Source organism: Faecalicatena contorta, from assembly GCF_001404335.1.
Lineage (GTDB): Bacteria > Bacillota > Clostridia > Lachnospirales > Lachnospiraceae > Faecalicatena > Faecalicatena contortus_B.
Genome location: NZ_CYZU01000115.1, coordinates 1 through 1,976, shown reverse-complemented (window position 1 = coordinate 1,976; position 1,976 = coordinate 1). Strand labels below are relative to the sequence as shown.

Sequence of the window (1,976 nt, the reverse complement as noted above, 5' to 3'; positions counted from 1 at the left end):
ATAGTCTCATTTACCTCTACAAATTCTTTTTCATTAATCTCACTCATATTCTTTATCCTTTCTTTCGTTAAATGCCAGTTTTGCTACTTAAAGCATCCCTTATCTGCGCCGAAAGAACCGTCTCCCTGCCATTCGTGTTTTCGATTTCTTCCGCTGCCTGTTCTAGTAAATTGCTTACATAATCTATGTAAGTAACAAGTATTCTCGCATATTGAGCCGCAACAGATTGATAATTTTGCTTTTTGGCCCATTCATAGGCCAACTTTTCTTCTTCATTCACTTTCGATTCCCTCCTAAATATTAATTTTCCACAGAAACATCTGTTATCCCGCTCATAAACTTTCCATATGGTGTTGGATATGCTTCATTAAATTTCAGCCATGCTCTGTGCCTAGCTTGCTTGATACTACCAGCCACTACATTGATTAGCCACCCATCATATTCGACTGTATAGTTCTTCTCTTCCATAGCATTTCCTCTCTGGCTTATATGTTAATTCTCCGCATAGATATTAGTCATTGATAAAAATAATTTTGTCGCTACCCACGGCAAATAATTTTGGGTGTTTAAAAAGTAAACTCTGCCGTTGGTTATTTTAAACAGTGCTCCCGGGTTTACTGTTATTCTCCCGACATCACAATAAAATGAGTCAAATTGTTTTATGACCTTATATTTTTTGTTTTCCATTTCTCCTAAATTGTTAACTTAACTTTTCAAATATTATATATCTCTCATAATCTCCAAAAAGTTTCTGATTGATATGGTTTTCTGCCGCTTCAAACTCCGCGAAATGTACCGGAAGAAACTCGCAGTCATAATTATCAAAAATATAATACGGACACCCCATCATCTTCACCTCCATAAATCTTAATACGATTCTCTTTTGAGCCATTCCAGCGCGTCAGCCACCTCGTCAGCACGATAGGCAATAATGTCCAAATCATCACGATACAATTTTGCCTCTACTGTTGCCAGGAAATGCGCCAGCTCCTCATCTGTCATTGCTCTGAGCCTATCTGTATTTTTCATCCTGCCCTCCTAAATTCTCTAAAATATTCACGCCCGTTTCCTCTGCCAGCGCATCATTCAGCAGCCGAAAATACTCCGGATCTTCCGGTATGTATTTCATTTGCCCATCTGCAAATTCCAGGAACCTCATAAGTCGCTTTTTCCCGTAACTATGGTGCCGGTGTAAGTAATCTGCACTGATCAGCAGGAAACAGTCAAATGCCTCTCTTATCGCATCCTCGGTCTGCTTTTTCTGTGCTTCCTGAAATTGCGGATCCTTCAACGCCTGTTCCACCAGGCTATGTATCTTGGCCTTTTTGAGTTGCTTATCCGCCCAGCTCATGCTTTTTCTCCTTTTTCCAGTGTCTGCACCAGCCCTCAAAACAATCTAAATAGCTTATGTAATGCCCGTATATTGCACATTCATTGTGGATACCTAAGCACTGATTTCTAATTCTCAGATTGTTTCCGCAATTGCAGCATACTCTTTTACGCTCTTCCTGATTATTCATTAACGTTCCTCTTTCTCTGCCAGCCGCCACAGTTCTGCTCCACAGTTTTTAATGCAATCCTCCGCAGTATGGCTAACATATCTCCCCTGTTGATTCATCCTGTACGCATGTATGAGACGTTCTACAGTCCATGTGTAATTACACTTTTTTATGTACCGCTCAACCACTTCCCGGTCAGTCAGCTCCTCGCTTCTTTCTTCCTGCTCCAGCTCCATACGTTCTATAGCCTGTCCATAGATCATCATAATCCGCAAGTACTCCTCCTGTGTCAATGCCAGACCCATAGCAATTGTTCTGGTTGTAGAGATTAATGTCCTTGCATCTGCTGGGCCTATCATCTGTTTATTTGCTTCATATACCGCCATTTACTCCGCTCTCCTAATTTGATAAAAACCACCATGTTTTCTGGTTCTTGCCATAGCCGGTTGTGGAAGAATCCACACCGATATCCCGCTT

7 protein-coding genes are annotated in these 1,976 nt (G+C 41.0%); all 7 read right to left on the bottom strand.

The annotated features are described in order from the left end of the window. Positions 1–67: 67 nt before the first annotated feature. Positions 68–280: a hypothetical protein gene (locus ARB69_RS25475; RefSeq protein WP_055155410.1), complete on the bottom strand. Its 213-nt coding sequence runs from the start codon at positions 278–280 to the stop codon at positions 68–70. Positions 281–300: 20 nt separating this feature from the next. Continuing rightward, a complete protein-coding gene (locus ARB69_RS27025) occupies positions 301–468 on the bottom strand; it encodes a hypothetical protein (RefSeq protein ID WP_157355752.1) in 168 nt (55 codons plus the stop codon). 232 nt (positions 469–700) lie between these two features. Then, positions 701–892 carry a hypothetical protein gene (locus ARB69_RS27020; protein WP_157355750.1) on the bottom strand — a complete coding sequence of 64 codons (192 nt, stop codon included), beginning with the start codon at positions 890–892 and terminating at the stop codon, positions 701–703. Continuing rightward, positions 868–1,029, bottom strand: coding sequence for a hypothetical protein (locus ARB69_RS27015; RefSeq protein ID WP_157355748.1), 162 nt, complete (start codon positions 1,027–1,029; stop codon positions 868–870). The genes ARB69_RS27020 and ARB69_RS27015 overlap by 25 nt, the downstream gene beginning before the upstream one ends. Then, the gene (locus ARB69_RS25465; RefSeq protein ID WP_055155408.1) at positions 1,013–1,351 is read right to left on the bottom strand and encodes a hypothetical protein; all 339 of its coding nucleotides are present in this window, start codon (positions 1,349–1,351) and stop codon (positions 1,013–1,015) included. The genes ARB69_RS27015 and ARB69_RS25465 overlap by 17 nt, the downstream gene beginning before the upstream one ends. Then, positions 1,335–1,520: a hypothetical protein gene (locus tag ARB69_RS25460; protein ID WP_055155407.1), complete on the bottom strand. Its 186-nt coding sequence runs from the start codon at positions 1,518–1,520 to the stop codon at positions 1,335–1,337. The genes ARB69_RS25465 and ARB69_RS25460 overlap by 17 nt, the downstream gene beginning before the upstream one ends. After that, entirely contained in the window at positions 1,520–1,885 is a 366-nt protein-coding gene (locus tag ARB69_RS25455; protein WP_055155406.1) for a hypothetical protein, read from the bottom strand. Before ARB69_RS25455 ends, ARB69_RS25460 begins: the two co-directional genes overlap by 1 nt. Positions 1,886–1,976: the final 91 nt, after the last annotated feature.

Coding starts and splice junctions, on each gene's coding strand:
- ARB69_RS27025 (WP_157355752.1), bottom strand. CDS start 468: ATGGAAGAGAAGAACTATACAGTCGAATATGATGGGTGGCTAATCAAT.
- ARB69_RS27020 (WP_157355750.1), bottom strand. CDS start 892: ATGGCTCAAAAGAGAATCGTATTAAGATTTATGGAGGTGAAGATGATG.
- ARB69_RS27015 (WP_157355748.1), bottom strand. CDS start 1,029: ATGAAAAATACAGATAGGCTCAGAGCAATGACAGATGAGGAGCTGGCG.
- ARB69_RS25465 (WP_055155408.1), bottom strand. CDS start 1,351: ATGAGCTGGGCGGATAAGCAACTCAAAAAGGCCAAGATACATAGCCTG.
- ARB69_RS25460 (WP_055155407.1), bottom strand. CDS start 1,520: ATGAATAATCAGGAAGAGCGTAAAAGAGTATGCTGCAATTGCGGAAAC.
- ARB69_RS25455 (WP_055155406.1), bottom strand. CDS start 1,885: ATGGCGGTATATGAAGCAAATAAACAGATGATAGGCCCAGCAGATGCA.